General features: G+C 56.9%; 36 protein-coding genes and 1 pseudogene. 9 read left to right on the top strand and 28 right to left on the bottom strand.

Annotation, left to right across the window (positions count from 1 at the left end):
• Nucleotides 1–346: hypothetical protein (locus DBY86_RS13695; RefSeq protein ID WP_234403411.1), on the top strand; the 346-nt coding region annotated here is incomplete at its 5' end.
• A gap of 70 nt (nucleotides 347–416) precedes the next feature.
• Here DBY86_RS13695 and DBY86_RS13045 read toward each other — a convergent pair.
• The gene (locus tag DBY86_RS13045) at nucleotides 417–575 is read right to left on the bottom strand and encodes a hypothetical protein (RefSeq protein ID WP_159068568.1); all 159 of its coding nucleotides are present in this window, start codon (nucleotides 573–575) and stop codon (nucleotides 417–419) included.
• 549 nt (nucleotides 576–1,124) lie between these two features.
• On the opposite strand from DBY86_RS13045, the gene DBY86_RS07110 reads away from it, so the two are divergent.
• The 4 genes from DBY86_RS07110 (at nucleotide 1,125) to DBY86_RS07095 (ending at nucleotide 2,976) form a co-directional block, all read left to right on the top strand.
• Nucleotides 1,125–1,343, top strand: coding sequence for a hypothetical protein (locus DBY86_RS07110; RefSeq protein ID WP_107819446.1), 219 nt, complete (start codon nucleotides 1,125–1,127; stop codon nucleotides 1,341–1,343).
• Between the two features lie 59 nt (nucleotides 1,344–1,402).
• A complete protein-coding gene (locus DBY86_RS07105) occupies nucleotides 1,403–1,624 on the top strand; it encodes a hypothetical protein (protein WP_107819445.1) in 222 nt (73 codons plus the stop codon).
• Nucleotides 1,625–1,827: 203 nt separating this feature from the next.
• Nucleotides 1,828–2,658 (top strand): hypothetical protein, encoded by an 831-nt coding sequence (locus tag DBY86_RS07100; RefSeq protein WP_107819444.1) that lies wholly within the window; start codon nucleotides 1,828–1,830, stop codon nucleotides 2,656–2,658.
• 132 nt (nucleotides 2,659–2,790) lie between these two features.
• A complete protein-coding gene (locus tag DBY86_RS07095) occupies nucleotides 2,791–2,976 on the top strand; it encodes a hypothetical protein (RefSeq protein WP_107819443.1) in 186 nt (61 codons plus the stop codon).
• A 42-nt stretch (nucleotides 2,977–3,018) separates the two neighbouring features.
• Here the strand turns inward: DBY86_RS07095 and DBY86_RS07090 are convergent, their stop codons facing one another.
• From DBY86_RS07090 to DBY86_RS07075, 4 genes are all read right to left on the bottom strand, one after another.
• Nucleotides 3,019–3,921: a DNA adenine methylase gene (locus DBY86_RS07090; RefSeq protein ID WP_465119550.1), complete on the bottom strand. Its 903-nt coding sequence runs from the start codon at nucleotides 3,919–3,921 to the stop codon at nucleotides 3,019–3,021.
• Nucleotides 3,922–3,994: 73 nt separating this feature from the next.
• Nucleotides 3,995–4,483: a DUF2514 family protein gene (locus tag DBY86_RS07085; RefSeq protein WP_107819442.1), complete on the bottom strand. Its 489-nt coding sequence runs from the start codon at nucleotides 4,481–4,483 to the stop codon at nucleotides 3,995–3,997.
• A 148-nt stretch (nucleotides 4,484–4,631) separates the two neighbouring features.
• The gene (locus DBY86_RS13040) at nucleotides 4,632–4,811 is read right to left on the bottom strand and encodes a hypothetical protein (RefSeq protein ID WP_159068567.1); all 180 of its coding nucleotides are present in this window, start codon (nucleotides 4,809–4,811) and stop codon (nucleotides 4,632–4,634) included.
• Entirely contained in the window at nucleotides 4,801–5,340 is a 540-nt protein-coding gene (locus tag DBY86_RS07075; RefSeq protein WP_107819441.1) for an NlpC/P60 family protein, read from the bottom strand. Before DBY86_RS07075 ends, DBY86_RS13040 begins: the two co-directional genes overlap by 11 nt.
• 36 nt (nucleotides 5,341–5,376) lie before the next feature.
• Between DBY86_RS07075 and DBY86_RS13035 the strand changes: the two genes are divergently transcribed.
• Entirely contained in the window at nucleotides 5,377–6,033 is a 657-nt protein-coding gene (locus DBY86_RS13035) for a hypothetical protein (RefSeq protein ID WP_159068566.1), read from the top strand.
• A 64-nt stretch (nucleotides 6,034–6,097) separates the two neighbouring features.
• Here DBY86_RS13035 and DBY86_RS07070 read toward each other — a convergent pair whose 3' ends face one another.
• From DBY86_RS07070 to DBY86_RS07055, 4 genes are all read right to left on the bottom strand, one after another.
• Nucleotides 6,098–6,409, bottom strand: coding sequence for a hypothetical protein (locus DBY86_RS07070; protein ID WP_107819440.1), 312 nt, complete (start codon nucleotides 6,407–6,409; stop codon nucleotides 6,098–6,100).
• Entirely contained in the window at nucleotides 6,406–6,789 is a 384-nt protein-coding gene (locus tag DBY86_RS07065) for a hypothetical protein (RefSeq protein WP_107819439.1), read from the bottom strand. The genes DBY86_RS07070 and DBY86_RS07065 overlap by 4 nt, the downstream gene beginning before the upstream one ends.
• A complete protein-coding gene (locus DBY86_RS07060) occupies nucleotides 6,786–7,256 on the bottom strand; it encodes a hypothetical protein (protein ID WP_107819438.1) in 471 nt (156 codons plus the stop codon). The genes DBY86_RS07065 and DBY86_RS07060 overlap by 4 nt, the downstream gene beginning before the upstream one ends.
• 245 nt (nucleotides 7,257–7,501) lie before the next feature.
• Nucleotides 7,502–8,095 (bottom strand): DUF4376 domain-containing protein, encoded by a 594-nt coding sequence (locus DBY86_RS07055; protein WP_107819437.1) that lies wholly within the window; start codon nucleotides 8,093–8,095, stop codon nucleotides 7,502–7,504.
• Nucleotides 8,096–8,172: 77 nt separating this feature from the next.
• Here DBY86_RS07055 and DBY86_RS07050 point away from each other — a divergent pair, with 77 nt between their 5' ends.
• The 3 genes from DBY86_RS07050 (at nucleotide 8,173) to DBY86_RS13970 (ending at nucleotide 8,963) form a co-directional block, all read left to right on the top strand.
• The gene (locus DBY86_RS07050; RefSeq protein WP_107819436.1) at nucleotides 8,173–8,451 is read left to right on the top strand and encodes a BrnT family toxin; all 279 of its coding nucleotides are present in this window, start codon (nucleotides 8,173–8,175) and stop codon (nucleotides 8,449–8,451) included.
• Nucleotides 8,426–8,737: a BrnA antitoxin family protein gene (locus DBY86_RS07045; RefSeq protein ID WP_107819435.1), complete on the top strand. Its 312-nt coding sequence runs from the start codon at nucleotides 8,426–8,428 to the stop codon at nucleotides 8,735–8,737. The genes DBY86_RS07050 and DBY86_RS07045 overlap by 26 nt, the downstream gene beginning before the upstream one ends.
• Before the next feature lie 94 nt (nucleotides 8,738–8,831).
• On the top strand, nucleotides 8,832–8,963 hold the full coding sequence (locus DBY86_RS13970) for a hypothetical protein (protein WP_301001444.1): 132 nt from the start codon (nucleotides 8,832–8,834) through the stop codon (nucleotides 8,961–8,963).
• A gap of 225 nt (nucleotides 8,964–9,188) precedes the next feature.
• Here the strand turns inward: DBY86_RS13970 and DBY86_RS07035 are convergent.
• The 19 genes and pseudogenes from DBY86_RS07035 to DBY86_RS06945 all read right to left on the bottom strand — a co-directional run.
• Nucleotides 9,189–10,382, bottom strand: a pseudogene (locus DBY86_RS07035) (tail fiber protein); the annotation flags it as partial.
• A 255-nt stretch (nucleotides 10,383–10,637) separates the two neighbouring features.
• Nucleotides 10,638–11,234 carry a putative phage tail protein gene (locus tag DBY86_RS07030; protein WP_107819434.1) on the bottom strand — a complete coding sequence of 199 codons (597 nt, stop codon included), beginning with the start codon at nucleotides 11,232–11,234 and terminating at the stop codon, nucleotides 10,638–10,640.
• The gene (locus DBY86_RS07025; RefSeq protein WP_107819433.1) at nucleotides 11,225–12,232 is read right to left on the bottom strand and encodes a baseplate J/gp47 family protein; all 1,008 of its coding nucleotides are present in this window, start codon (nucleotides 12,230–12,232) and stop codon (nucleotides 11,225–11,227) included. Before DBY86_RS07025 ends, DBY86_RS07030 begins: the two co-directional genes overlap by 10 nt.
• Entirely contained in the window at nucleotides 12,222–12,644 is a 423-nt protein-coding gene (locus DBY86_RS07020) for a phage GP46 family protein (protein WP_107819432.1), read from the bottom strand. The genes DBY86_RS07025 and DBY86_RS07020 overlap by 11 nt, the downstream gene beginning before the upstream one ends.
• Before the next feature lie 5 nt (nucleotides 12,645–12,649).
• A complete protein-coding gene (locus DBY86_RS07015; protein WP_107819431.1) occupies nucleotides 12,650–13,201 on the bottom strand; it encodes a phage baseplate assembly protein V in 552 nt (183 codons plus the stop codon).
• Nucleotides 13,201–14,379, bottom strand: a complete 1,179-nt coding sequence (locus tag DBY86_RS07010; RefSeq protein WP_107819430.1) for a phage baseplate assembly protein — start codon at nucleotides 14,377–14,379, stop codon at nucleotides 13,201–13,203. Before DBY86_RS07010 ends, DBY86_RS07015 begins: the two co-directional genes overlap by 1 nt.
• Before the next feature lie 10 nt (nucleotides 14,380–14,389).
• Nucleotides 14,390–15,679 carry a DNA circularization N-terminal domain-containing protein gene (locus DBY86_RS07005; protein WP_107819429.1) on the bottom strand — a complete coding sequence of 430 codons (1,290 nt, stop codon included), beginning with the start codon at nucleotides 15,677–15,679 and terminating at the stop codon, nucleotides 14,390–14,392.
• A gap of 9 nt (nucleotides 15,680–15,688) precedes the next feature.
• A complete protein-coding gene (locus tag DBY86_RS07000; protein WP_159068565.1) occupies nucleotides 15,689–17,452 on the bottom strand; it encodes a tape measure protein in 1,764 nt (587 codons plus the stop codon).
• Between the two features lie 59 nt (nucleotides 17,453–17,511).
• The gene (locus DBY86_RS06995) at nucleotides 17,512–18,048 is read right to left on the bottom strand and encodes a hypothetical protein (protein WP_107819427.1); all 537 of its coding nucleotides are present in this window, start codon (nucleotides 18,046–18,048) and stop codon (nucleotides 17,512–17,514) included.
• Nucleotides 18,049–18,189: 141 nt separating this feature from the next.
• Complete coding sequence (locus DBY86_RS06990) at nucleotides 18,190–18,483, bottom strand: phage tail assembly protein (protein ID WP_107819426.1); 294 nt, start codon at nucleotides 18,481–18,483, stop codon at nucleotides 18,190–18,192.
• A gap of 14 nt (nucleotides 18,484–18,497) precedes the next feature.
• Complete coding sequence (locus tag DBY86_RS06985; RefSeq protein ID WP_049258259.1) at nucleotides 18,498–18,866, bottom strand: phage tail tube protein; 369 nt, start codon at nucleotides 18,864–18,866, stop codon at nucleotides 18,498–18,500.
• A gap of 53 nt (nucleotides 18,867–18,919) precedes the next feature.
• Complete coding sequence (locus tag DBY86_RS06980) at nucleotides 18,920–20,386, bottom strand: phage tail sheath subtilisin-like domain-containing protein (RefSeq protein WP_107819425.1); 1,467 nt, start codon at nucleotides 20,384–20,386, stop codon at nucleotides 18,920–18,922.
• Nucleotides 20,383–20,556, bottom strand: a complete 174-nt coding sequence (locus tag DBY86_RS06975) for a DUF2635 domain-containing protein (protein WP_107819424.1) — start codon at nucleotides 20,554–20,556, stop codon at nucleotides 20,383–20,385. Before DBY86_RS06975 ends, DBY86_RS06980 begins: the two co-directional genes overlap by 4 nt.
• 11 nt (nucleotides 20,557–20,567) lie before the next feature.
• Nucleotides 20,568–21,125 (bottom strand): hypothetical protein, encoded by a 558-nt coding sequence (locus tag DBY86_RS06970; RefSeq protein WP_107819423.1) that lies wholly within the window; start codon nucleotides 21,123–21,125, stop codon nucleotides 20,568–20,570.
• Nucleotides 21,103–21,408, bottom strand: a complete 306-nt coding sequence (locus tag DBY86_RS06965) for a head-tail joining protein (RefSeq protein WP_049258256.1) — start codon at nucleotides 21,406–21,408, stop codon at nucleotides 21,103–21,105. Before DBY86_RS06965 ends, DBY86_RS06970 begins: the two co-directional genes overlap by 23 nt.
• Entirely contained in the window at nucleotides 21,401–21,772 is a 372-nt protein-coding gene (locus tag DBY86_RS06960) for a hypothetical protein (RefSeq protein WP_107819422.1), read from the bottom strand. Before DBY86_RS06960 ends, DBY86_RS06965 begins: the two co-directional genes overlap by 8 nt.
• 54 nt (nucleotides 21,773–21,826) lie before the next feature.
• Complete coding sequence (locus DBY86_RS06955; RefSeq protein WP_107819421.1) at nucleotides 21,827–23,734, bottom strand: phage major capsid protein; 1,908 nt, start codon at nucleotides 23,732–23,734, stop codon at nucleotides 21,827–21,829.
• The gene (locus DBY86_RS06950) at nucleotides 23,712–25,133 is read right to left on the bottom strand and encodes a phage portal protein (protein ID WP_234403410.1); all 1,422 of its coding nucleotides are present in this window, start codon (nucleotides 25,131–25,133) and stop codon (nucleotides 23,712–23,714) included. The genes DBY86_RS06955 and DBY86_RS06950 overlap by 23 nt, the downstream gene beginning before the upstream one ends.
• 128 nt (nucleotides 25,134–25,261) lie before the next feature.
• The gene (locus tag DBY86_RS06945) at nucleotides 25,262–25,534 is read right to left on the bottom strand and encodes a hypothetical protein (protein ID WP_064089274.1); all 273 of its coding nucleotides are present in this window, start codon (nucleotides 25,532–25,534) and stop codon (nucleotides 25,262–25,264) included.
• Nucleotide 25,535: the final 1 nt, after the last annotated feature.

Here is a 25,535-nt window from a genome sequence, read left to right as displayed (position 1 = left end):
ATTCCCACCGCCCCCGCCAATCCCGCCATTTCGGAAACCGCGTCAGGCGGACGTTCCTGCCTACTCCAATCCTCGGTTTCCCGATGCCTTCGGATGCGGGGTTACATTTATCGGTTTGGGTGGAAACGGCGGGATTGGTGGGAACGGTAAAAACGGTGGGCTGAAGCCCACCCTACGATATAAAGAAAATACCACCAAGCGGTATGGAAGCGGAAACAATGGTAGGGTGGGCTTCAGCCCACCGCTTCAGACGGCATCGTCCCACCGTCCTTCCCGCGAAAGCGGGAATCCAGACCATTGGGCGGCGGTAATATTCAAAGGTTATCTGAAAATTCAGAGGTTCTAGATTCCCGCTTTTGCGGGAATGACGAAGAGTTGCAGGAATGACGAAGTTTCAGACGGCATCAAATGCCTTGTTAGGCTTCAGACGGCATCGTCCACCCTCTGCCGTCATTCCCGCGCAGGCGGGAATCCAGTGTGTTAGGTTTTAGTTGTTTTTGGGTTTCGGGTAATTTCCAAATCGTCATTCCCACGAAAGTGGGAATCCAGACCTTCGGGGCGGCGGAAATATTCAAAAGTCGTCTGAAAATTCAGAAGTTCTAGATTCCCGCTTTTGCGGGAATGACGAAGGGTGCGGGAATGACGAAGTTTCAGACGGCATCAAATGCCTTGTCAGGCTTCAGACGGCATCGTCCACCCTCTGCCGTCATTCCCGCGTAGGCGGGAATCCAGTGTGTTAGGTTTCAGTTGTTTTTGGGTTTCGGGTAATTTTCAAATCGTCATTCCCACGAAAGTGGGAATCCAGACCTTGGGGCGGCGGAAATATTCAAAGGTTATCTGAAAATTTAGAGGTTCTAGATTCCCGCTTTTGCGGGAATGACGAAGGTTGCGGGAACAACGAAAAATTGCGGGAATGACGATTCATAATAAAAAAACCTGCTTGAAACAAGCAGGTTTTTGAATTGGCACGCCCACGGGGATTCGAATTTTAATACAAAAACAGCAGATTAAAATATATCTGTTGCATTAAAAAACGATGCAGAACCAATCTATTAGCAACAATCAGAAAAAATAATAAACAAAAACACAAAAATAACTTACATTATAATACGTATTATAGTAATATGCACACATGGACGGACGATGCCCCAGCCGCCAAAACCGACAAACAGGGGCAAAAGGAAAAAATCATGAAAGCACTGTACAAAAAATATGCCTCACTGGCTTGTAAACGCCAACGCGCATTTGCCCAGCTAGAAACTAGCGGCTACATCAGACCCATCAACCAAGCCGTGATTGAGTACTGCGAAAAATGCGAAAAACAACGCGTAGCCGATGAGTAGCTCAAACAATTCATCCTATAATCAACACCGCGCCCCGCAAGGGGCACAGAAAGCACCCCATGCCGGACAACAAAAAACCATCCGAAGCCCTGCGGCAAATCCGCCGCGAAAATGCTGCCGAATATCAAAAAAAGCTGACGGCGGCAAACCGCCTGGAAATCCGCAACCGCGATGCAGGCAAAATTGCCGCCATCCGCGAGCGGCTGACAGGCATTCCAGGCAAAGACAATGCAGAAAAGATAATATATTTATTAGATAGTTATGAAAAATCTGCAAAATAAATGCAGAAACCACTTGCGTTATAAGACGAGGCTCATTATGCCAGCACTAAGTGGGGGGATTTGGACGCAGACTACACCGCCAAAAATTATTTTGGCCACAAAATCAAGGTGCTTGATTTGTCTTAATACGGCAACAGACTACTTAATCAACCACGCTGCGCCCTAGGCTGATAGGGGCAAAAGGAATCAAAAAGGAATAACCTGTGCTAACCATCAACAACCGACCCGACGGCATGATTGCCGATACCGACTACTGGCAGAGCGAGTACAACATGCGCGGATTGGCCTATCTAAGCGGACACCATCTCGGTCTGCGCCTGCTGCTTCCCACCGCCCACGCCGCCGAGTGGCTGCCTGAAATCCAAACGGGTAAACGCGCCAGCATCGAACCAACCGCACAGATGGGCTACCTAAACCACATCGACATCGTATTTGACGACGATACCGCCAGCCCGTTTAGCCTCTGCCTCGACCGCACAAAACAACTGGATACCTCCCTACGAAGCGGACAGACTCGCCTGGTGATTTACGCAGGCGGCCTGCAAAACCCGTTGGAGATGCCCTGCACCATCACACTGCCCGATGCGCCCAAGCAAAACTACCTCACCCACGCCACCGCCAGCACCGGACAAAGCCGCAGAAGCTACCGCAGCGAGGTAGCAGACGACGTGGTGAATATGCTTAAAAGCTGGCTGCCCGATTTGCTGGCAGGGCAACAGCGCGGCGTATTGGGCGACCGCTACGCCGTACGCCGTGAGTGGAGCAACAGCAAATCCATCGGCTTTGTCGTGAGCCGCCTAAACGAGCAGATGCAACCCGCCGACATCGTGCGTATCGCCGTATGCCGTCACAGCAAACGAGCCGCCCCGGCATGGCAGTTTGTGGACGGCAAAGGCCGCCACCCGCGCGTGCCCTTTGTGGCCGCAGGCATCCTAGCCGAGAACTTGGAGGCTGCCGATCTGATGGTGCTGCCGGCCATCGCCGATTTCGAGTGCTGCTTGGCGTGGGCGTGGCTGGAATATTCATATAAATAACAATATATTACAAAAAATTCTAAAAAATGCCGTGAAACGGCTTGCTGTATAATACGTATTATAGTAATATATACACATGGACGGGTCACCCCACCGCCCATAATCCGACAAGCAGGGGTAAAAGGAAATAAAATGAACAACTTAATCGAGACAGAAATGAAGCGAGCAGAATTGAGAAAAGTCGATGCTGAAATTGCCAAATTGATTGCGGAATCAGCAAAGATTAATCAAGAATCCAGATGGTATCCGATACTGATTGCAACAGGTTTAGTAACATCAATCGGCGCCATCCTGACCGTAATCGCCAAGTTCTTATAAGCTAAAGCCCCGCAAGGGGCTTTTTTTTCAGGTAGCCTGAAATCAGAACAGCGCCGCCTGTTTTTCCTCTGGCGTAAAATTACAAATCACTAATTCTCCGCTGGTTTTTAAATCAGTGCTATTGGATACCGTGTATTTAATCTCTAGCCGCCGCATCCAAAACTCCGAAAACAGCGCGGCAATATCCGGGTGGTCGTTGATACTCAACATCAATTTGCCCTTCATATCGCGCATAGCCGCCGCCAATCTCTCAAACTGCGTCCACTCAAAATCCACGCCATAGCCAGTTGTCTCCCAATAGGGCGGATCGGCATAAAAAAACGTGTGCGGTCGGTCGTATCGCTCCACACAAGTCAGCCAGTCGCCATGCTCGATATACGCACCGGACAAGCGACGGTGCGCCGCTGCCAATCTTTCGCGCACCGTGGCAATATCAAACGCCCTGCCGGTGGTGGCATAGCCAAAATTCTGCCCGTCGATTTTGCCGCCGAAGGCGTGCTGCTGTAAAAAAAAGAAACGCACGGCACGCTGAATATCGGTCAAAGTTTTTAAATTGACCGCCTGAAACCAATCCCAATCCTCACGGCTACCCAGCATAAACTCAAAATGGCGGCAAAACTCGTCAAAATGACAGCGTACTACCCGATACAAATTAACCAGCTCACCATTGATGTCATTGATCACATCGGTTTTTGCCGGGTGCTCGCGCATAAAAAACAAGGCCGCGCCGCCGGTGAACAACTCCACATAGCACTCATGCGGCGGGAATAGCGGCAATAATCGGTCTGCTAGGCGCCGCTTGCCGCCCATCCACGGGATAATCGGTTGTGTTGCCTCACTCATTTTGCAAGCTCCAAAATAGCAAGCTTGCTTGCGGGCAAGCTTGCAAAAAAAACAAGCGCCCATACCAAGGAGGGCGAGGAAACCGCCGCAAAGCGGCGGCATATCGGTTATAATCTATACAGCACACCCACCATGCCTCTGTCACCATATCCGTGCACGCATAAATCGGTGGGTTTTATTTATCTGCCGTATCGGCCACCACGCGCCCGTACGCCTGCCATTCAGCCAGGTCGTTGCGCTGCGTGTCGGCTATTTCTGCCAATCCTGCATATTCTTTTGCGCAGTGGCCGAATAACTGCCAGCCTCGGGCAGCAGCTTCATCAACCGTGCCGGAGGAGCCGGTGGCTTGGGGCAGGGAGCGACTACGGGCAGCGGCGTAGGCACGCACGCGCTCAAGCTCGCCGCGCAGATTATCCACAGCAATTTTTGCATTTTCTCTTTCCTTTTCCACTTCGGCCTGCGCGACAGTCAATGCCGCCTGCGCCTGCCTTTCTTTTTCCAAAACTGCGGCGGTTTGTTTCGCCAGCGCCTCGGTTTGTTGTTGCTTCAGTTTGGCGTCAGCGGCTCGGTAGCCCGCGCGGTAGCACTGATCGCCGTACCAATATTCGCCGTATACCACCGCCGCCAGCAGGGCGGCGATGGCAAGCGGTTTCCAGTATTTCATCGTGTTTCCTTTTCGGTTGAAACCCCGCCCTTTAGGGCGGTAGAATCAGACTTTATTTGGGAGGGGCGTAACCCCTTCCAAATCAGGGCAACACATAGGGCGGTGCTTTATGTGCCGCCCTATGTGTTGAAACATAATCCACATTTTTTTACGCTTTCTGCGACTCCAGCCGCGCCAAAAACTGCCGATAGTTGCGCAATTCGTGCTCTGCGTGCCGGGCGGCGTAGGCATCACCGTTGGCTTTAGCATCAGCCAGCGCCGCCTCCTGCTCGGCAATCATGCGGCGCACCCAGTCGGCTGTACTCTCATCTGCCATGCTACGCCTCACTTACCCCTTGTTTTGCTGTAGCCGAAACGATTGGTAATTGATAACGCTCTTCTGTGGGGACTGAAGGCACTGGTTTTCCGTCAATCAATTTTGACGGCCAATAGTAACCGTCGATGTCGGCAGGGTTGAACGGCACAATAGAAACGGTATTGCCCTGATTGCCGCCCAAGCCCAGAATCTGACCTTTGGCATTCTTTCCGACCACAAAGAACACATGACCGCCGCCTTGTCGTGATTTGACTGCGATACAGCCATAGGCAGGTTTTGCCAATTTCGTCAGCCCTGCACTTGCCCACGCTTTTGCACGATACCAATCTTTAATCACCGCGCGTCCTGCCTTGCCCAGGCAATGCCCGACAAACAATCCGCACCACGGGGTATCTGTTTCTTTCCACCACGCTTTCTGCTCCTGATTAAAATTTCCCATTTCTTGCAGCATCGCTAAAAGTACAGGGTTTGACTTGCCATTCACTTTTTCGTGAGTGCCAAGGTATTTACGGGCTATTTGCAGCCAAGTAAGTTCATTCATAGTAAAATACTCCAAGTTAAATCATCAACAATAAATATGAGTAATATCAAATATAACTCATGGACTGTGGTTAATATCCTTGATAGCCGGCACTGGGTCGTTCGATGTGATTGCGGTTTTACCGCAGTCAGGGTTAAGGGCGACATCACATCTGGAAAATCCCGCAGATGTCTTACTTGCAGCTATCAATCCAAATCCAGGAGCGAAGCTATAAGGAAATCCATCTCTGTTCATGGCTGTTCCGATACCCCTACCCAACGCAGTTGGACAGAAATGAAACGCCGCTGCCTTTATCCGCATAGACGTGGATATAAGAACTATGGCGGACGCGGGATCAAAGTGTGTGACAGATGGCTTCATGGTGATGGCTTAAAAACCGGATTCCACTGCTTCCTAGAGGACATGGGAGAGCGTCCATCGTTACAACATCAACTGGACAGAATCGACAACAACGGGAATTACGAACCCGCAAATTGCCGCTGGACTACCAGACAAGAGCAGATGAAGAACCGGCAGCACTCTATTAAAGTAGAGTTAAACGGTGAAAAACTGTCTGTCGCTGAAGCCGCCGAAAAAACAGGATTAACCGCAAACACCTTGTATTCAAGACTACGAAGAGGCTTAACCGGCACTGACCTTTTTAAGCCGCTCCGCGTCACCCGTAGAACTAAGCAAAATAATCCGCACGTTTAGTTCAAGCCGATGTGTTTCCGCGCTTCTTTCATCCAATCCAATTCCGTCATTTCGTTTCCTTTCTCTATTTCAGACAGTCTTTGCCTTTGCGCTGCAATATCCCCGCCAGCAGATGGATGCGGTGCGAGCGCAGCATAAAGTAGGCGGCCGCCGCCACATTGAACATAATCTCCGTCCAATGGTGCACCCGCCAGCCGGCGAGCGAATGGCCGATAACCGCAATCGAACCGCCGACCAGGAAGCTGTGAATCCAGTAATCGGGCTGTTTGGCCGTCCAGCGTCTCACGGAAAGCGAGCAGACGGAGTAAACGAATACCGCCGCCATCGCCGCTACGTTTGCCGTCATCAGCACCAAGGCAATCATTTCCGACTTCATTTTTCCCTGCCTCCCCATTTGTCAATCCAGCCCGCCCACAAACGGCGCAGGCCGTCGTTCAAAAGCGGGGTTGCCCAAGACCAGCCCAAGCCGATTAACATCGGCACGGCAGCCTTGAACACTTCCTGCTCCAGTCCCAAATTCAAGGTCAGATAGGCCGTAATCATCGGCGACAAAGAACCGGCCAGCAGCATACTGGTGATAATGACCAGTATGCCGTTCTTGCGGCTGCCCGGTTCTTTCAAACCGTGATGCAATGCCCCTGCCACCGCGCCCAATACCAAGGCTTCCAACGGCATCCCCGCCAAAGTGCCGGACAGGCCGATGATGCCCATATTCAGCACGTGGCCGGACGCATCGGATGTTTCCAACGGTGTCATTCCCCCTCCCTTCCCATTCCGGCAATCGCCGCCAAGTCGTTGGGCGAAAACCGCCAGCCGTCGGGGATGCCCATCACGGCGGCGCAAAATTCGGAGCAAAACCATTTGTCGGGGCGTTGGCGGATTTTCAAAACCGTGCCGATTGCGCCCGCCCAGTCGTAACGTTTGCCCTGTGCCGCCTGCCATACGCGGTCGAGGTCGTCGCCCGTTGCGCCGTGCAGCGGTATCAAATCCCATTTTTCAGACGGCAAATCCATTTTTTTAACGCGCACGCCGCCGTCGCGTATCGATGACGAATAGCAGGCATAGCCGCCGCCGTGCAACGGTTCGGCGATTTCGCAGTGGGAGTAAATCCCGCGCGTGATTTTGCGCGTTATCCAATCGCCGAGGCGGGCTTTAATTGAGGCGATGCCCCAGCCTTCGCGGTTGCCCTTGTACAGGGCGAGGTATAAGGTTTTTTGCTTCATTGTTTTTTCCTTTGGTTCGGCGGGCTGAACCCCGCCGTTTCTCGTTATTCCCCCAACACTTCGTCATTCCCGCGCAGGTGGGAATCTAGGTCGTTCGGTTTCTGTTGTTTCCGATGGGTTCCTGCCGCGTCGGGGGTTTCCGGATTCCCGCTTTCGCGGGAATGACGGAGGTTGTGGGAATGACGGATTGTGGGAATGGCGGAAAGCGGCGGTAATGGCGGGCCGAAGCACGCCCTCTGCCCCTGTTATTCGCTATAGTTTTCCGTCCAGCCGTCGGAATAGTCGTAGGTTTCGGGGTCGTCCGACTGTTCCATTAAAGCGCGGTGGCGTTCGGCGTTGGCGAAGTCCTGCTGTTCGTCGGCCAGCAGCTTGAGGCTCAGTTCGTCCAGCAATGGGCGCGTCAAATTGACGAATCCGCCGTCCATCGTCTTCCACATCAAATCGGGCGGCAGTTGGGGGAGCGTGCGCATAAAGGTGTATTGCTGCCGCGCTTCGTCGGTGTTGTGAAACCATTTTCCGACAGACTCTACATACACGCCGCCCCGGAGGTTTTCGTGGCGTTTTTGTTTGATTTTTTCCCACACGGCGGCGGCAGCTTCGGCTTTTTTGCGGGCGGCTTCGGCTTTGCCGATGTTCCATTTTTTGCCGTCCCATCGGTGGTATTCGGACGGTCGCGGCGGGGTTAGGACGGGGCGGCCGTCTGCGTCGGCGGCAATCTGCCCGCCCTGCGCCTGTCCTGCCAAAAGGGCGGCGTATTCTTCGCCGCCGACGGCAACCGCGCCTTCGGGGACGCTGCCTAATGTGTCGTCGTAAAAGCCGTTTTTGAAATAGATGGTCATTTTGGGGTTTCCTTTCTGTATTTACATTTTCTTTCTTGCCATCTATAATGTATTTACAAAATACATCATAAATCGCAATGAAGATTGAATTTGACCCTGATAAAAATCAACGCAATATCGAAGAGCGAGGGCTTCCTTTCAAACAAGCCCAATATCTTCAATGGCACAGTGCTTTAATCTGGAAAGATGAACGCACAGATTATGGTGAAGTCCGCTGGAATGCGCTTGCTTATCTGGATGATCGGCTTCACGCTATTTGTTTTAAGATGACTAAAACCCATTTACGAGTGATTAGCTTTCGTAAAGCAAACAAACGAGAGGTAAAAAAATATGAACAACATCGTCAGCGACAATGAACGCTTCAACCTTGAATTTACAGATGAAGAATTAGACAAATTCAAACCAATTGAAGATGTTATGCCGCAAAATTTACTGAATGCCTTATTAACGCATCAAGCCGATATGGAAAATCAAGGGTTGATGCCCCGCAAATTAACGAGGGGCAAACAAAAATATCCTACAAAACAACTCGTTACCATACGCTTATCCGCCGATGTGGTCGAAAAATTCCGCGCCGGCGGCAAGGGCTGGCAGACGCGCATCAACGAGGTTTTGCGCCAATATGTCGCCCAACTGAAATAACCGGGGCGGGCGTTGCCTGCCGGTCGCGCCCTGCCGTCCTTTGCCGCACGGTTTGCCCGTGCGGTTTTTTGTTGCCGATGCCGTCTGAAACCCGATGCCGTCTGAAGCCTGCCAATCCGCCGTTTTCGCCAATCCGCCGCTTTCGTCATTCCCGCCAACCCTTAGGCATTCCGCCGTCCCCGTCATTCCCCCACCCCTCGTCATTCCCGCGCAGGCGGGAATCTAGGTCGTTCGGTTTCTGTTTTTTTCCGATAAATTCCTGCCGCGTCGGGGTTCTGGATTCCCGCTTTCGCGGGAATGACGGTTTAGGGGTTTCGGTTTTTCCGATAAATTCCTGCCGCGTCGGGGGTTTCCGGATTCCCGCTTTCGCGGGAATGACGGAAAGCGGCGGAAATAACGAATCCGTGGGAATGACGGAAAGCGTCCGATGCCGTCTGAAGTGCGGCGGTGCTTATCGGCGGATGCCGGCTAATGCTTCTTCAACCGCCCTTCGGGTTACTTCGTCGATTTCAGGCACTCCGGGGCTTGCCGGGCGGGCGGCGGGGTTTTCCGAGGCGGCTTTGCCGATTGCCATCCAGTCGCAGCTGCCTTCGTACCAGTTGGTAATGATGGCGGCGGCGTGGTTTTTTGCGCGGATAAACAGCCAGCTGTATTGCCTTTCGCCGTTGGCGCGTCCCGAATGGCGTTCGGATACGAAGCATTTGACGTTGCTGTCTGCAAAGGCGACGGGGAAGATGACTTCGTTTTCTATGGGGCCGCCGCTTCGTGTGAACCTGTAGCTGCCGGTCTGTATCATTGTGCCGTCCGGGAATCTGACAATATCCACGCCGCCGATGGTTTGGCGTGTGAATTGCGCGGCAACGGCGGTGCTGATTTTTTCGTCCAGCCCTTGGATTTGGGCGGCGGTGTGGGTGTGGTCGCGGTCGGCTTTGTCTTGCAAACCTTGCGCCAGCGTGCCCGCGTCCAGCGCGCCGGCGTTGACGATTTCGCCGTGGGACTTTATCCAGAACACGGCTTCGCCCAAGGTGTCGGCGGCTTTGATGCACAGTTTTAAAACCAGGGCTTTGGGGCGGTTTTCGTCGGCGGTGGGGACGACCCGGGAGGCGTCGAACGTGATGGCGGACGGGCGGTCGTTGCCGCCGTCGCCTGCGTCGTATGTCCAATTTTTCCGGGCCTTGTCGATGCCGAACGCGCCCTCGGGGATAGCGGTGTCGAAGAGTTGCTCGGTGCTTCGGTTGCCGCTGTCGATTTTGCCGGTGATGTTGCGGATTGCGTCCTCCTGCTTCGTTCCGACTGTCAAACCGTTACCGGCGTTGCGGATAAAGCGGTCTTCCGCCTGCGGGACGTTTTGGATGCTGCCGTATTTGGCAAGCAGCAGGCGGTAGAGTTCGGGGTAGGCGGTTTCGGTAACGCGCGTGCGGATGTCGTCAAAGGGTATCCAGCCCGCCGGGATTTGGTCGGTCGGAAACCACGCGGTGATGCCGATGTCGGTACGGCTCAAATCGGGCAGCCGGTTGCTGTTGCCCAGGGCGCGGTACAGGTCGGGGAAGGTGTTTTGTGCAAAGGTCGTGCCGTTTGCTTTGAGGTAGCCTGCGGGATTGCTTACCGATTTGGGAAAGGACACGATCGCGCCGACGGGGATGCCTTTGCCGGCGGTCTGCTCGTCGATTAGTTTTTTCAGGGCGGCAAGTAGCTGGTCGCGCTTATCTGGATTAAGTGCCACACCCGCGCCCTCAATCACATTACAAATCTCTTCCTGCACATGGTTGCACCATTCAGCGTTAAACGTCGTAGGCAGCACGCCGCGCGGCAAATCGCCGTTTCTAAAGCCTGCTTTGCCGCTGCCGAACAGGTCGGCAACGGCGGAAGAAGTGGAAATCCGCTGCATAATCAATCGCTCCTAAACATATTTAAAAATCAGATAAGTGTGCGCCGGTTTAAGCTTGTTGAGTACACACTCGATGGCGCTGCGCTGGTACAGCTGCAGCGGGCTGTTGCAATCATCGTTACAGTTAGCCGGTCGGTGGTCGCCGCTGTCGCGCAGCGATACCGCCCAACAATAGCTGTCATTGTCGGAGTACAACACGGCATTGCAGTCATCATTGCAGGTGGCTGGGAAAAACTCGGTAATTTCCTCCTGTGGTTGCCCGGATGTGCGCAATAGATGTAGATAAAACGCCTTGCTTTGCGCGCCGCCGCCTGCCAGCCGCGCCACCAGTGCCATACGCCGCGCCTGAATATCGCCGGCAGCCGATGCGCTACATTCATCAGGCAGCCCGGCGGTAGCTTCCCATTCCGGCAATGTTTCGTATGCGCCGTATGGCGTGGCTTCCGCCAGTAGTTCGGTGGCGCGTTGCTCAATACGGGCCAGCTCTAATGCCAACGCAGCGATAAAATCGGCCATCGCCGGGTCGGATTCAGTTGCCCAGGCGCGGCCGGTTGGCAGCAACGCAGTAAGTTGGCTGCGGTAGGCAGCCTGCCTGATGCTTAAGTCCACGAGATACCTCCCGGCACTGCGATTTCGTCTTGCTCACACACCACATCCGCTGCGGGGGAAAGCAGCATATGGTGTGTTTCGCCCGCCGCCAAACTAACCGCCTCGCTGATGCGCGAAATGCGAATAACCGAGCCCAGCGAGGCTTCGCGCCGGTAAAACAGACGCAGTGAGTTTTCCACCGCCTGCCGCACAGCGGCGGTATCTGGATACACTTTGATGCGGTGCGCCACGGTTTTCAGTCGCGGCGCGACGACCGACACCCGCGCCGTTACCGGACGCAGCAGCTCTAAATGCTGCCGTACCGCATCCAGCAATGTGCTGTTGGGCACGATGTTATCGCCGCCTGCCACATACACCACAACGTGGTTAATCTCGCCGCCGTTTGGTTTAACCCAAGCGCGAGCAATACCCGGCACCTCGAGCGACCAGCGGATATAGTCGGACACACTGCCGCCCATCGGCGGGTTGCGTATGCGCTGCAGCAAACGTTCGCGCAGCTCTTCGTCGCTTTCTGCCGCCGCACCGCCGGCGAGCCCGACACTATCCACCGTGGCTGTGCCGCCGCTGTATCGCAACACCACACCCGCGCTGGCGTTGCCTGCCGGGCCCGGTTCCAACGCATCCAACTGCACTGTATTGCCTGTTACCGCGCGCACCGAATAGTGCACACCGTCTTCCCGTCGCAGCTCATCACCCACCAAAGGCAGGCTGCCCGACACAGTGGCCTGCCCGCTGGCAAACGCTGCAGGTTTGCGCGGCACGGTAAGCCAGGTGCGGGCGTGGCGGTCGAGCTCATCACCTGCGGCCGTGATTGGCAGCATCTGTTGGGCAGTCCAATCCAAATGCCCGTGCAAGAGGTGCGATGCCGCGCCCAAAGCTGCGCCGAATACCGATGCCACATCACCTTCCTGCGGGTGCGGGTAGGGTGAGAGGCGGCTGCTGATGTCCAATTCCACCCGTCGGCACAATTCCGGCAGGCTTGGTCGTTCAAACGCCATGATTTACGCTCCACAAATAATCAAAACGGCGGATTTCTCCGCCGTCTTTTTCGATTTCGATATACAACATCGCGCAAGTGAGCGTGTGCCGTTCCGCCCGCACCCGCACTGCCGCCGCGATTTTCTTTTCCGTGAGCCAGGCGAGCGCTTCGGCGGCATATTCCTCTGCCCGCAGCAGGGTGTCGGCAGTAATTTTCTGCCGTTCCAGCAGCCACAGCCGCGAGCCGATACGGCGTGGCCGGAAGCTATCGCCCCACCAGCCGCGTTTGTCGCCGTCTTCACCGGGCAGTACATCGTCGTTTTCGGCGCGGCGGTCGGTGCCAAGGCTCATCCATACTGCCGATTTAAGCCAATCCACCCCTGCAAACAACAGGCGGCTGCCGCCGTCTGCTTGAGGCATCAGTCCCAGCATAATGCTTACTCCATCTGTTCGTTCGGCTGGTCGGTATTGCTGCCGCCGTCGTTTTCGTGGTGGGTGTGGCGGTTAAACAGCGAGCGCATCCAACCCATGCTAAAGAGCCCGCCTTGGTCTTTCACGTCTTTTTTAAACACCGCCGACTGGGTGCCGCTCACTTCGCCGTCCAGCGTAATTCTCGGTGCTTTGATGGTGGCGGATGTTTTGGCATTGACCTCAAACACCGGGGTCTCTATCACGCATTTGTCTTTGTACAGCGTGATGTGGTGTCCCCATAGGTTGTAAACCGCCGCTTCGCCCTCGGCCAGATTGTTGCAGCGGGTGCCCTTGTGTTCGGCGCACAAGGCAATCGGGTGGTCGTGGTTTCCCGCCACGAATACCACCACTGCCTCGCTGCCTACCGGCGGATGTGCCGAAAAACCGAATGGCTGAAACAGCTCCACCTCGTCGTGCACATCGCCCGCCTGTGCCTCCAGGGTAACGGTTTGCGTGGCGGCGGCATCGTTGATTAAATTTAAAATCGCCCTGCCGATCATATTTTTCAGCGCCTGCATTATGCTTTTCCTCTTTCAAAGTTTCCAGGCTTGTAATTGCCTTGCGCATCGGGTTTGATCACCAGCACATCGCCGGATACCGCGTTTTGCCCCTTACCCTGCCGCCCGCGTTTGCCGCCACTGCGACCTTTACCGCGTGCGGGTTTGGCGGCGGTGTTGCGGCTGGCTTTTTCCGCTGCTTCGGGCGATGGCAGCAGCGCTTCCGGGCGGATTAGCTCGATTTTGGTTATCTCGCCAGAATCATCGTAGCCGTACTCGACCGCCGAAATCAGTAATTCGCCCTGTACTGCCAGCGTAGCCGCTTCTACTTGTGCCCGCTGGTTGATGTCCCACAGCGCGCCATCGTGCTGCGTCCAACCCGCCACCGTGCAGGAGAGTTGGGTGCTTTTCGCTTCGCGCACCTGTTTTTCCCATTCCGCCTGCCGCCGTGCCATCTCTGGCGTAGCCTGCCCGTCGGCGGATTTGGCAAACGGCCGGTAGCGCTTGACGGCCTCATCGCGCACTGCCGAGCGCACATGGGCTGCCGCCTTGCCGTGGTCGTTGTCTTTGCCCGCCCGCTGGCCGGTGATGGTGTACTCCGAAAATCGCTCCGAATAATCATAATCGGCCGTGCCGGATTTGATGTTGCCGCCTAAAATCAGCGGCGTAGCCGCCTGTTGCGCCCCGGCATGGGTCAAAACCAATGCGCCCCGTGCCTGTACCAGCAAAATACCGGCGATTTTCGCTGCCCGTTCCAAGGCTTTAAATACCGTTTCGCCCGGCTCGGTTTTAAACACCGCCAGCGGCTTGCCCGGCTTGGTCTCCAACACCACCTCGATACTAAACGGTGCACACAGCTCTTTAGCCAAGTCCAAAATCGACACATTACGCCATTGCTTCACGGCAGCGGCGCAATCCACCAAATCGCCGGTTTTATCCCGTCCGGCCACAGCAATGCTGTGGCTGCTGTCCGATACATCGAGCGTAGTTTTGTCGATATAACCCTTAATCACCACCTGCCCGGCCACCCGAACTTCGCACTCGTCGTTCGGGCGGATCGGCCAATGTATTGCCTCGCCGCCCACGTTTTCAGTGCACTCAATGTTAAATGCGCCGGCGGCGGTGCCAATACTGCGGCTGATGGATACGCTTGTCCAACCGCCGTACAAAACGCCGTTTACCAACAACTCGATAGCCATTTACTGCTCCTTAATCCGACAACACCCGCAGCGGGCGCACCGGCATAAAGCCCGGATGCGCGACCGGGTTGTGCCGCAAAATCTCGCTACTGCGCCGCGCATCCCCGTGCAAGCGATAAGCCAATACCACCACCGGCAACGGGCGCTGCAGGGTGTAATCCACTAGGCGCGGCAGTTCGTTTTCCGTGTCCGGCAAAGCCTGCACGATAGCGGCGCGCAAATCCTGCGCCGCCGAAAATGCCGCATCCGGTAACTGTGGTGCGAGCTCGTCTAACCACTCCAGCAGCGAGCGGCGCAGCGCCACCGCCTCATCCAGCGATTCAAACAGCGGGGCAGCGGCCGCCTTTGGTGCAATGCGGCTGGATGGTTGGTTGCTGCCGCCACCGAAATTGCCACCCGGCTGCGGCAGCTCGATATGCACATCATCCGGCCGCACAACCGCCGTGGCCGCAGCCGCATTTAAAGCCGCAGCCTCAAACAACACCTGCACCGCCTGCCGGTTGGATTCGGCACGCTGATACGGCGTAGGGTTGGCCGGCAGCCCGCGCGATACTTCGCGCTTCCCGCCGCGAAATGCGCGCGCCAGCCCCATAATGCCGCCCAAAGGCTGGCTGAAGCTGCCGGTTAAATCGGTAAACAGTCCGATGATGCGGCTACCCAACACCGCCGGAGCAGCCGATCGCTCGCCCACCGCATCCAACAACTGCCGCACCTGCTGCAAAAACGGCGATTGTTTGGCCAAATCCAGCAGGCCGCCCACCGTGGTCAGTCGCTGGATGCGCTCGGTGAGCGCCTGCAGATTGTCGTGGCTTAAAAAATCCGGCAAGCCGTCCAAATCAAACCACTTACCGAAGGCTGCAGCCAGCTGCCCGTCCAGCGTATCCGCCGCATCCAACAGACTGCCTGCCGGGTCGGATTCCGCCGCCGGATAGCGGCTCTCGCCGGCTTCCACGAAGGTTAAATCAAACACCGCCATACCGCCGGCTTCGCCGCTCTCACTCACGCTTACCGCTGTGCATACCACGCGCAGCGCGCCGAAATAGGGGTGCACCAACTGGCCGGGTCCGGGTGCGTTGACCGCATCCAGCAGCGCATCACGCGCCTGCTGGTAGTCCTTGCCCACCACAAAGCCGCGCAGCGTAAAACCCCGCGCCTTCGCGCCGAGGTCTTCCACGTATGGTTTGTCGCGGCCGGGGTATTCGTGCACCACCACCCGCCGCCCCTGATCGCTGCTGTGTGCTTCCACGCCGAATGCTGCCTGTTTAAACGAGGCCGGCCGCAGCCTGTCTTTCCACGCCATTTTTTGCTCCTAAGTTGCCAGGCTGTAGCCTTGCTTGGTGCTCAACTGCACGCCGTTGCTGGCCCGTGCCTGCATCCGCGTGCCGCGCGGCACATTGCTGTGGTCAATATGTACCGCCACCTTATTCAGGTTTTGCGTTTTACCCACCAGCGCCCCGGCCGGGCCCGTACCCGGAGCCGCAGCGCCATCGCCGCCGCCGAATACCGAACGTACCGTATTGCCCAGTGATTCCAGTTTATCCAATGCCCACTGCAGCTTTCCGCGTATCCAGTCCCACACCCCTGCAATATAGCCTTTCAGCGCCTCAAAACCGCCGCGCATCAGGTTGATCGGTGAGAAGCCGGACAACACCCCGCCGATGGCGGAAAGTGCGGCAACAAAGGTTTGCTGGATTTGCGGCCACACCCCTTTCAGGTAGCCCCACACCGCCATCATCGACCGGATCATCCAGCCCACCGGCGTAAAATTGAGAAATAAGTTACCAAGCGCCTCAAACGCCGATGCACACAGCTCCTTAATCAGCTCCCACGCCTCGGCAAACGCACCCGACACCTCATCCCACAATCGGCTGAAATAGGCGCCGATGTCGTCCCAGTTGCGCCATATCACATATACCAAACCGGCAAACGCCGCCACCAGCCCGATAATCCACGTGAGAGGATTAGCCAGCAGCGCAGCGGTAAAGCCCAAAATCGCAGGAAGCGCGCCGATTAAAGCCACTGCCAGCGAGCCTACCGCCCACGCCACATTCACAAACGCCGCTACCAACGGCAGGGATAGAATCACCGCCACCGCCAGCATTGTGTTGCCAAAGCCGCCGAGATAGTTGTTGATTTCGTTGAATTTGTCGTATAGCTTAGTACCAAATTCCCACGCTTTTTCAAACGCGGTTACCAAGTTTTTGCCGATGGTTTCGGCCAGTTTCTGCAGGCTGCCGTCTTGCGCCATCGCATCGATTTTTTCCAGCAGCCCGCGCAACTTATCCTGCAAATAGCTAAACACGCCCGAATCGGCGATCATCAGCTTAAAGCGCTCCCAGTTGTCCGATAGGTTGGACATCATGCCGCCCCAAGTATTGGACAGCTTATCCATCGCCCCGCCGTATTTTTCGTTCCAGATGGTCTGCAGGGTGGCGCGGATTTGTTCGCGGTTGTTCTTGTCTGCCATTGCCCGCATCTGGCGCCCGTGTTTATCGGTGTATTCGTAGATGATGCGGTTAGTACCTTTAATGGCTTCCGCTTTAATCCCAAACTCTTTCAGGCGCTCGTTTTGCCCGGTCATGGCATCGGCAATCGCCTCCACCGTCTGCATCAGCGGCTTGCCCATACCGGCGGAGGTATCGCCCAGCGTGGTCAGCAGCCCGTCTTTAATCGGGTCGAGGCCGTAGGATTTCAGCTTCACAAAGGCTTCGTTCACTTCGCTCAATTCGTAGGGTGTTTTTGTTGCAAACTCGCTTACCCACGCCATCGACTGCCTGGCTTTTTCGCTGCTGCCTTCGATGGTTTCCAGCACGCTACGGTAGCGCTCAAATTCACTGGCCGTATCCACCACGCCTTTAACCATAAACGCCGCGCCAGCAGCCAGCACCGCCCCGGCCGCCGCATAATGTTTCAGGGTGGCAGTGGCCTGATCGGTAGCCCGCGCCACCTGCGCCATCGCCCGCCCCACGCGCCCGTTATTCAGCGCGCCGAAACGTTCGCGGATGGTGCGCAAGGCGCGGCTGGCTCGGTCTTGTACGGTTACTTCGATTTCGGTTTTTGGCCTTGCCATCATTTACTCCAGCATAAAAAAACGCAGGGCTGGAAGCTCTGCGTTGGGCGTGATTGCAATAATTATTCGGTGGTGGTTTTGATATAGATATAATCTATATTTTTGCCGCCGGACGGGCTGGTATAAACAAATACGCTATATTCGCGCAAGCCGTCAAACTTATGCCAGCGTAACACGGCTGGCGTGCCAACATCCGGCTGCTCAAACGGCAGTCCGAGCCACACGGGCGAGGTGAGCGCATTATCAATGCGCGGCTCGCGCAGCGTAATCCAATCGGCCTTGCCTTTGATATAGACAATTTCCCATTCCGCCGGGGTGACTGTATAGCGGCAACTTTTGCCGTATTTGTTGTTTTCGCAATCACCCTGCGGCTGCCCCAGTATTTTTTCCACCGCCGCCTGCGGCTGTCCGGCAATATCCATTATCTGCCACACCGGTTTAATATCCGACACAGGCGTAAACGATGGGGTGCTGGCTGCCATGCTGGCAGCCGCCTGGGCGGGAACTTCCGCTGCCGAGGCGGCGGTAGGCTCGGCAGGCTTCTCCGAGCCGCCGCAGGCTGCCAGCAAACCGACCAGCAAAACGGGTAAATATTTCATGGTGTTTCTCCAGTTGATAAGTCCCGTTATTTTACTCTTCCAGTTGCTCCCGAATCCAGCCCGCCCGCTCATACCACCATTGCAGCTCCTCGATGTCCAAATCCAGCACATCACCGGCGCTGCCCTTGAAAGTATAGGCCACTACTGCGGCGTAGTCTGCCCAGTCTGGCGGCCAGACAGCAAAAAACCCTGCATCTCCGCGCTCAATACAAAGGTGTCGGCGCTATCCATCTGCGCCAGCACGTTAGGTGGGATGTTGGTCAGTTTGCCTACCAGCGCAAACAGGGTTTTGGCATCCAAAATCAAGCTGTCCGGGCTGAATTTAATCTCCAAGCCCATCAAATCCCGGCCGGTCGGGCGGCGGATGTCCAGTTCGCTGATTTCCTCGCGCCCGAACTGGATCGGGCTGCTCAACTGAATAATAAGTTTATCCATTTGCTTGTTTTCCTTTAGATTTCCTGCGCTTCGTATTTGCTCTCGAAGCGCACGCCGATATTGGCCTCTTCGGTGTTGCCCGTGCCCTCGCCGGCATACCAGGCATCGGAAAGCACCACGGTTTTGCCGCTGGCTAACTGCAGGGTAACGGTGGCATTGTCGATGCTGGTTAAATCGGCCAGCTTCAAATCGGGGCGGTCGGTGATTTCGCCCTCAATAAACGGCGTTTGCGGGGTCTCTTTGTAGCCGTGCACGCCGTCCGCGCCGATAATCGCCTCCCGCTTGCCTTTGCCCAGGTTGTAGGTAAAGTTGCCTTTGGCATCCAACTGGTTGCCGTTGACTTTAAAAAAAATCACGCCAGCACGGCGGTTTGATTTTGCCATGATATTTGCTCCAAACCCCGCAGGCTTTCAGGCAGCCTGCGGGGCGTTAGGGGTTAAACGATAAACGCAATCACGTTGCCGGTGATAATCCACGGGTTCACGAGGTCGGGCACCATGAATGTATCGAGGCGGGTCGGGTTGCCGATGTTGCGTTCGGCGTAGCTGTCGGCGGTGAACTGGTCGATGTTTTCCACCAAGCCCAATGCCTGCCAAATCTGCGCGCGCGCCACCATTTCGGCCTTCATGCCGGATGGGGTCATAATCGGCTGGCCGGACGGGAATTTGTTGCCGTCGTCCGCCAGCTTGTGCCGTGGGTATTTTTGCTGGATATAGGTGTCCCAGTCGTAGCGCAGATAGCTCAATGTCCACACCGTGTTAATCAGCAGATAGCTCTCATCGGCCTGACCCAGTTTGCCCACTTTGTAGGTACTGATCAGCATATCGATCATCACCGCGCCGCCTGCGTTGGTGCGGTAGGTGGAGATGCCGTTATACAGCAGCAGGTTGCGTTCCTGCAGGGTAAGCTGGGCGCTGTCGGCGGGCGGTAGGATGCCTTTGAGCTCCAAAGTTTGGAACGGGCGTGCCGGGTCGTTTTGCGCGGCAAACGCGGCCTGAGCGGCAGTCGCTGCAGCCAGCTGCACCGGCAAATTCGGCACGCCGGGCAAGCCGCCGATTACCGAAAACGGACTATTGCGCCCGTTGCCCAGCGTGGTGAGCCCGGCGTAGTTGTCGGCTTTGGCAACAAACACCAAACCGCCGATGGCGCGCATCGGCCCCCAACGGGAAGCCAATTCGTCTTCCACTGCCTTCAGGCTGGCGGCATCGGCAAACGGCATCACCATCACATCAAACTGTTTATCGCCCAGCCCGGCCAGGGAGGCGGCCAAATCCGGCGTACCCGCGCCGCCGGCCATCGCGGTGATGGAAATAGTGAGGCCGGTTGGCGTTTGCTCGTCGCGCGGATAATAGTTGAGCCGCAGGTCAATTTCGTTGCCGGGCAAGCCCTTGTTTTTGGCCGTCAGCGTTACTGCGCCGGCATCTGCCTGCGCACTCACCGGCAAATCGGCAGAGGCATTCACGGCGGCCGCCAGCGCGGTAGCCACGGCAGCAGCGCCATCATTAGCTTTGACCGCCAGCTTGACTGCCTGCCCGCCGATGTAGAGATACACCACACCGCCATCCTGAACCGTACCGGCAATTTGGATTTTGCCGCTGGCCGCCGAGCCGGAGGTGTTGGCTAAAGGCAGGGCGAAGGTTTCGATGTCGCCGCCTTTGTTGTCAAACCAGCCTTTGGCCGCCCAATACATCAGGCTGCCCGCGCCAAACATACCGGCAGCCTGCTCTAGGCGGGTAATCGGCACGGCCTTGCCTGTTTCCGCGCTGCCACCAGCAGCCGGTGCAATTAACAAGGCACGATAAGGCTTGATATTTGCACCTTTTTTGGCCAACTCGTTGTTAAATTCGGTGCGGCTGCCCGGTGCGCGCAGGGTGCCAGGAATCTCATTAAATGCAATCGTCATTTGTTAGCCTCTTTGTCTTTGCCGGCCACTGCCTCTACTTCGCCTGTATTCAGGCGGCGCAGCCAGTAGTTGTTTTTCTCCACCTGCGCGCCGTCTTTCGGCAGCGGCTCGCCGGTGGCCGGGTCGGTGATTAAGTAATCGCCAAGCGGTCGCACATAAAACGTAGTCATAAAAGCCCCTTTCAGCTTTTCGGGATGTTGTCTTCGGCATCAATATCGGGATTGCTGCCATACAGTTGCCAGTGCGTAGCCAGCTGCGCATCGGTGAGCAGCGGTGGGCCGATATGCGCCTGAGGGTAGTGGTTTTCATCGCCCACATAATCGCCGGCCTGCTCATACCACACCGCCTGCCACAGCTGGGTGTAAAACACGCTCACGTATTCGCCTTGGTCTTCGGCCTCGATGGTGAGCGACAGCGGCAGCAAATCCTCGCCCAGCTCGCCGCCGAGCGTGGGGTTGGCATAAAACAGTTTTTCCGACAGCGCGGTCATTTCCTCCGCCACGTCTTCGGTTTTTTCGTTGCCCTGTACAATACAGGTAACGGCCAGCTGCGCTTCGTGCCGCAGTTCCAGCGGCGCGGCGTTAAATACGCTGCTGCTGCGGGATGCCACCGATACCACCACGCAAGGCAGTTTGTTTTGCGCGGGCGCCACCCAGCGGTGGGGATACACCCGTCTAAACTTAGTACGCAGCAGCACCACGGCGGCGGTGCGGATGTCAGTAAGTTGGTGCCGGCTCATTTTTCGCCCTCAACTGTAAAACGGTGATGCCGGTGCCGTCCGCCTGTACTTCGGCGACCCGGTAGGCAATGCCCCGCACCTGTATTTCCGCTTCCGCCACCGTGTCCGGGAGCTCGGCGGAAAGGCAGATTAAATACGGGTCGGCATTGCCGGCCGAGATGCCGTAGCCGTTATCGGCGGCGTATTCGCGGTCGAAAATGCAGCGTACCGGCTGCCCGTCGAGCAGCGCGGTTTCGCCAAAATCGGCAGGGTTCACAAACACTGCCAGTGGCTCGTTAAACATTCGGCTCACCGTTGCCTATCGGCGGCTCCCCGTCATCGCTGTTAGCTGATGGGTTGCTTTCGCTGTTCGGCTGTTGTTCGCCGCTACCTGCTGGCGGCGGGGTTTCGCTATTGCCTTCGCCTTCTCCGCCAGGCGGGGCGGTCGGGTCATTAGGCGGCTGCTGGGGAGCACCCTTTTTCTTGCCGCCGCGCTTCGGTTTGCCCGGATCGGTTTCTTCCGGTTCGGTTTCCACCGCCCAGCCGTTGCGGATCAGTTCGCGGGCTTCGGTTTCCGGCACTTCTGCCTCCTCATCCTCTGCCACAAACTGCGCGCCGACAAACAGGCTGCGCAGCGCCATAATCAATAGTGTTTTTTGCTCGGGCATCATGGTCTCCTAAAATTCAGGCTACCTGATTTTTTCAGGTAGCCTGTTGATGGGTTAAACCACCACGTCTTTGATGGCGGCAAAGGATTCGGCGTGGCGCACCGCAATATCCACATCCTGCAGCACGGTAATCACCAATGCGCCCTTTTTGCTCTGGGTGTACGGGTCGACAATCACGTCCAGCACGCCCCAGTGGGCAATCAGCAAGTCCGCCCAGTTGCCGAACAGTAGCGGGGAGCACTTGTTAGCCGTGCCTTTGGTGAGGTTGCTCGGCACTTGGTTGGACACCGCGCAGCGGTAGCCGTTGAGCGGGGTGTCGCCGTCCTGCCAGATGTAGCCCGGCACGTTGGTGGCCTTGAGCTTGGTTTTCAGGTGTCCGCGTACCTTGGTATTGGTCAGGTAGGCCAAGTTGCCCAAATCGGCGTTTTCGGCGGCAATCGCGGTTTCCAGTGCCACAATGTGTTCCCACTCCAGCTCGCCGCCGTTGGCGCCGATGGCCACCGCGCCGATGCCGGTTGTGTTCAAAATGCCGGTAGGCTGGTTGTTGCTGCCGCTGCCGGTGATGGCCGCCAAATCGATGCCGAGCATCATCGCGTTAATCAGCTCGTTGCGGGCAAACTGCTCGGCAGAGAGCGAGCTTTGCAGCATAAAGCGTCGGCTTAATTCGGTGTTGGCGGTAACGGTTTTCGGTTTCAGCGCGATTTGGCCGAAGGTGGCGTTGCTGCCGGAATCTTCGCCGTTTTCGTCCACCCAGCTCACGCTGTTGCCGGTGAGCTGTTTCGGGATGGTGATGTCGCCCACCAAGCCGTCTAGCACGGTCGCGCCCAGCTGGGCCACCGCCAAACGGTTGCGCAACAAATCGATAAACAAATCCGGGCGCAAATCGTTGGCTACGGTATAGCCGCCGTTGGCTGGCGTCCCTTTGCTGTAAGCACGGCTGCCGGCAGCGGCCAATAAGTCGGTGGGGATAAAAAAGCCGGTGGCGGTGCGCCCCTGTTGTTTGCCGATGGCTTCGGATACCTCGCGTTCCAGCCCGGCCTCGTCCCATTTGCCGGTCGCGGCGGCGTTCATGGCGCGCAGCAGGCTGTATTCGCGCTGCTCGCTATCGCTCATGCCGATGTCGTTTGCCGTGGCGGTGGGCTGGGTGCGCATTTTCTCCATAATCGCGGCGCGCAGCTGCGCCTCATCGCCGCCTTCCTTAATCACCTGTTCGGCGGCTGCCACGCCGCCATGTGCGGCATAGGCGCGGCCGATGGCCAGCAATTCGGCCACGCGTTTGCGCTCGTTTTGTGCGCCGCGTTCGGCAGCGCCGGTGTCGGCAGATGCGCCTGCCGCAACGGCCGGCACGGTGTTTTCGTTTTCTTTATTCATATTACGGTTTCCTTTATCGGGGTTTTTAGGTTGTGCAGAGGCCGTCTGCGGCGGTTCGGGTAGCGTGCGCCCCACCCCCACCGAGGTATCGGCCGGCACGGTTACAAACGAGATTTCATACGGCAGCCAGTCGGTGGCGCGGTAGCGCGGCTCCTCATCGGCTTTGGCATCGGGGTTTTCGCAATTCAGGGCGCGGATTTGGTAGCCCACCGAGATGTGCCGCAGGATGCCATCCTGCACATCCTGAAACTTCTCCTGCGCTTTGGCCGAATTGCCGAAGCGAACGATGGCGCGGCCTTTTTTATCCGCATCCACCCACGCCCGCTCCACAACGCCGATTTGGTCGTCCCAATCGTGGTTAAACAGCACCGCCGCGCCGCCGTTGAGGCGGCTCAAATCGCAGGCGCCGGGCACATGGCTCAAAATTTCCTCGCCAAACCAGCGCTGCACCGGTTCTTCGCTGGAAAACGCCACTTCCACCGTGCGTTTGTCTGCATCCACCGTCTGCCGCTCAAAACTCATGCTGCGCTGCAGCTGTTGCATCTGCGCCGTATCGGGCGCGCGGGAGTTATTCCCGGTTGTTTTGCTCATCGCCTTTATCCTCATCGTTGGCCGCCGGTTGGGTTGGCGGCGTTTCGGTTAAGCCCATCTGTTGCATCAATTCCGCCTCCTGCTGGATTTGCTGCAAGGTCTCGTCAAAATCTACCCCCAGCTCGTCGCACACAGCCCGCCGCGATTTAACGCGCAGCGCGATGGCGGCCTCTTGCGATTGGATGTCCTTGAGCGGGTCAACCCATGCCCAGCGGCGGCCTTGCCAGCGGTAGCGTTTAAACTTGTCCAGCTTGGCGGCGGGCAGCGGCTTGCCAGTCGGCGAAGTAATCGCTCCGGCCAGCAGAGCACACGCCAGCCAGCGTTCGAACACGTCGCATAAAAAGCTGTCGATATACCAGTTTTGCAGCGCCATCCACTGGTCGCGTTCCTCCAACACCCCGCTGCGGATGCTGGAGAAATTAACCCCCTCCAAATCGTTGGCCAGATTGTGGTAGCTCACGCCCAAACCGCCTGCCACGCTGCGCAGGCAGGTTTTGACGAACGAATCGTAGTTGGTGTGCGGGTAGTCCGGGTTGAACGGCACAAACTCGTAGCCGTTGGGCAGGCTGTGGAAGGTGCCTGGGTCGGCATAGTCGATGATGTCCTGCCCACCGTGCCCGTTGTCCACCGCCTGGCCGTCAATCGGGTTTTGGAAGCTGTCGATATCCTCTTTTTGCTGGAAAAAACCCATTTTGGAAGCGCCCACCCGCGCCGCGATAATCGCCGCCTCTTGGTAGCCGCCAAGGTTGTGCAGGCTGATCAGCGCCGAGGTCGTCCACGGGAAACCGCGCCGCTGTTCCGGGCGGTCGTGCAGATACAGGTGGCTGATTTCCGCCGCCGGTATCCGCTCGTTATCCAACAGTGCGTGAGCCACGGTGTAATCGCCCGGGTGTTGCCGCCGCAGCCAATAAGCCACCGGCCGCCCCCAGTCGTTAATCTCCACCCCCATGCGGATAGCGTTTTTGCCGTTTTGCTTATCGCGGTTAAGCTGGGTATCCAGCCGGTCGATATCCAACAGCTGCAGGGCGTAGCCGTGCCCGTTGTCGAAGCCGTACACATGGCGCACCAGCACTTCGCCGTCGCGCGCCACGCTGCGCACCATCAGCCGTTGCAGGTCGGTAAACGAGTACAGCCCGCTCACCTCGCACATACCGCGCCGCGCCCAAGCGGCAAATGCTTCTTCGATCGCACGGTTGGCTTGGTTATCCATCGCCGATCCGTTGTCCAGCTGTACCTGCATCTGCAGCGAAAAGCCGTCCCGCCCCACCACGTGGTTGCCCACCATCTGCAGGAAACGCAGCATATAGTCGTTATCGCGTGCCTGTTTGCGTGAGAGCGAGCGCAGCCGGTCGAGGTCGGCACGAGCCAGCGCATCGGCGGCGGCATTATTCAGCCGCACATCGGCCAAGGGGCCGTTCGGCCGCACCGCCGCATAATGGCGTTCGCGCCGGGCGGGCTGGTTTTGGCCGCCGCGCCGGAACAGGCGCGAAAAAAAACCGCGCTTTGGCGCGGTCAGATTGTGTAGTTTCATTCGGCAAACCTCGTGATGATGCGGCGGGCGCGACCGGGCCGTTTGCCCAGCGCGATTTCCAGCCGCAGGATTTCCTGCTCCCACCAGCGCAGCGCCTTGAGCAGGTCGGCCAGCGAATTAAACGTCATTTCGCGGTCTTTGATTTTGTAGCTGTGGGTAAAGGCGCGGCCGCTGGCGGCATGGCTTTGGTAGGCTGCCTTCAGGTCGGCATACACTTGCTGCGCGAATGCCAGCTGTTGTTCCAGCTGCTGTTTTTCGTAGTCGGTCATT

The sequence above is a fragment of the Neisseria bergeri genome (genome assembly GCA_003044455.1).
GTDB lineage: Bacteria > Pseudomonadota > Gammaproteobacteria > Burkholderiales > Neisseriaceae > Neisseria > Neisseria bergeri.
This window is presented reverse-complemented; position numbering and strand designations above follow the sequence as displayed.

Coding starts and splice junctions, on each gene's coding strand:
- DBY86_RS06985 (WP_049258259.1), bottom strand. CDS start 18,866: ATGGCAAAATCAAACCGCCGTGCTGGCGTGATTTTTTTTAAAGTCAAC.
- DBY86_RS13970 (WP_301001444.1), top strand. CDS start 8,832: ATGCCGTCTGAAGCCTGCCAATCCGCCGTTTTCGCCAATCCGCCGCTT.
- DBY86_RS07105 (WP_107819445.1), top strand. CDS start 1,403: ATGCCGGACAACAAAAAACCATCCGAAGCCCTGCGGCAAATCCGCCGC.
- DBY86_RS06995 (WP_107819427.1), bottom strand. CDS start 18,048: ATGAAATATTTACCCGTTTTGCTGGTCGGTTTGCTGGCAGCCTGCGGC.
- DBY86_RS06990 (WP_107819426.1), bottom strand. CDS start 18,483: ATGGATAAACTTATTATTCAGTTGAGCAGCCCGATCCAGTTCGGGCGC.
- DBY86_RS07000 (WP_159068565.1), bottom strand. CDS start 17,452: ATGATGGCAAGGCCAAAAACCGAAATCGAAGTAACCGTACAAGACCGA.
- DBY86_RS13035 (WP_159068566.1), top strand. CDS start 5,377: ATGAGTAATATCAAATATAACTCATGGACTGTGGTTAATATCCTTGAT.
- DBY86_RS07045 (WP_107819435.1), top strand. CDS start 8,426: ATGAACAACATCGTCAGCGACAATGAACGCTTCAACCTTGAATTTACA.
- DBY86_RS06975 (WP_107819424.1), bottom strand. CDS start 20,556: ATGACTACGTTTTATGTGCGACCGCTTGGCGATTACTTAATCACCGAC.
- DBY86_RS07015 (WP_107819431.1), bottom strand. CDS start 13,201: ATGCAGGCGCTGAAAAATATGATCGGCAGGGCGATTTTAAATTTAATC.
- DBY86_RS06960 (WP_107819422.1), bottom strand. CDS start 21,772: ATGCCCGAGCAAAAAACACTATTGATTATGGCGCTGCGCAGCCTGTTT.
- DBY86_RS07095 (WP_107819443.1), top strand. CDS start 2,791: ATGAACAACTTAATCGAGACAGAAATGAAGCGAGCAGAATTGAGAAAA.
- DBY86_RS07025 (WP_107819433.1), bottom strand. CDS start 12,232: ATGGCGTTTGAACGACCAAGCCTGCCGGAATTGTGCCGACGGGTGGAA.
- DBY86_RS06970 (WP_107819423.1), bottom strand. CDS start 21,125: ATGAGCCGGCACCAACTTACTGACATCCGCACCGCCGCCGTGGTGCTG.
- DBY86_RS07090 (WP_465119550.1), bottom strand. CDS start 3,921: ATGCCGCCGCTTTGCGGCGGTTTCCTCGCCCTCCTTGGTATGGGCGCT.
- DBY86_RS07065 (WP_107819439.1), bottom strand. CDS start 6,789: ATGACACCGTTGGAAACATCCGATGCGTCCGGCCACGTGCTGAATATG.
- DBY86_RS07005 (WP_107819429.1), bottom strand. CDS start 15,679: ATGGCGTGGAAAGACAGGCTGCGGCCGGCCTCGTTTAAACAGGCAGCA.
- DBY86_RS06980 (WP_107819425.1), bottom strand. CDS start 20,386: ATGACGATTGCATTTAATGAGATTCCTGGCACCCTGCGCGCACCGGGC.
- DBY86_RS07010 (WP_107819430.1), bottom strand. CDS start 14,379: ATGGCTATCGAGTTGTTGGTAAACGGCGTTTTGTACGGCGGTTGGACA.
- DBY86_RS07060 (WP_107819438.1), bottom strand. CDS start 7,256: ATGAAGCAAAAAACCTTATACCTCGCCCTGTACAAGGGCAACCGCGAA.
- DBY86_RS07020 (WP_107819432.1), bottom strand. CDS start 12,644: ATGCTGGGACTGATGCCTCAAGCAGACGGCGGCAGCCGCCTGTTGTTT.
- DBY86_RS07050 (WP_107819436.1), top strand. CDS start 8,173: ATGAAGATTGAATTTGACCCTGATAAAAATCAACGCAATATCGAAGAG.
- DBY86_RS06955 (WP_107819421.1), bottom strand. CDS start 23,734: ATGAGCAAAACAACCGGGAATAACTCCCGCGCGCCCGATACGGCGCAG.
- DBY86_RS07055 (WP_107819437.1), bottom strand. CDS start 8,095: ATGACCATCTATTTCAAAAACGGCTTTTACGACGACACATTAGGCAGC.
- DBY86_RS07110 (WP_107819446.1), top strand. CDS start 1,125: ATGCACACATGGACGGACGATGCCCCAGCCGCCAAAACCGACAAACAG.
- DBY86_RS07070 (WP_107819440.1), bottom strand. CDS start 6,409: ATGAAGTCGGAAATGATTGCCTTGGTGCTGATGACGGCAAACGTAGCG.
- DBY86_RS06965 (WP_049258256.1), bottom strand. CDS start 21,408: ATGTTTAACGAGCCACTGGCAGTGTTTGTGAACCCTGCCGATTTTGGC.
- DBY86_RS07085 (WP_107819442.1), bottom strand. CDS start 4,483: ATGAAATACTGGAAACCGCTTGCCATCGCCGCCCTGCTGGCGGCGGTG.
- DBY86_RS07075 (WP_107819441.1), bottom strand. CDS start 5,340: ATGAATGAACTTACTTGGCTGCAAATAGCCCGTAAATACCTTGGCACT.
- DBY86_RS06945 (WP_064089274.1), bottom strand. CDS start 25,534: ATGACCGACTACGAAAAACAGCAGCTGGAACAACAGCTGGCATTCGCG.